At 72.2% G+C, this 640-nt stretch carries 1 protein-coding gene; it reads left to right on the top strand.

Annotated features, from left to right (window positions below; all coding sequences use genetic code 11):
• Window positions 1-640: PSP1 domain-containing protein (locus ABD345_RS40060; protein WP_344559774.1), on the top strand; the 640-nt coding region annotated here is incomplete at both ends.

Raw genomic sequence — 640 nt, 5'->3', positions numbered from 1 at the left:
ACTTCCGGGAGCTGGTCCGCGACCTCGCCCGCGGACTGCGCGCCCGGATCGAGCTGCGCCAGGTCGGCGCTCGCGACGAGGCCCGGCTGCAGGGCGGGATCGGGCCGTGCGGGCGTGACCTGTGCTGCGCGACGTTCCTGAAGGACTTCGAGCCGGTCAGCGTGCGGATGGCGAAGGACCAGGACCTGCCGCTGAACCCACTGAAGATCTCGGGCGCGTGCGGCCGGTTGATGTGCTGCTTGAAGTACGAGCACCCGCTGTACCAGGAGTTCAACGCCAAGGCACCTTCGGTCGGTACGCCGGTGGAGACGCCCGCCGGGGACGGCGTCGTGGTCGGGCACAACGTCCCGAGCGACACCGTCGTCGTACGGCTTGCTGCCTCTGGTCGTCGTTGCGCGTGCAGCCGAGCGGACGTGTGCTCACCTCGCCAGCAGTACGAGGCGAGCAGCACCACCACGCCGGACGCACCGGCTGACCTCCCGACCCCGGTCGCCCGGCAGGCGACCCCGCCGGAGCCAATCACGGACCAGCAAGCCGGGCAGGCGCTGGACGGGCAACCCCCGGTGGAGCAATCCACGGACCAGCAGTCCACGGACGGCGAGCCCACCGCGCGGAGGCGCAAGCCCCGCCGGCGGCGGCG

The organism is Kitasatospora saccharophila (genome assembly GCF_039529925.1).
Lineage (GTDB): Bacteria > Actinomycetota > Actinomycetes > Streptomycetales > Streptomycetaceae > Kitasatospora > Kitasatospora saccharophila.
The sequence above is the reverse complement of the archived record's forward strand: the minus strand, read 5'-3'. Positions and strand labels throughout refer to the sequence as shown.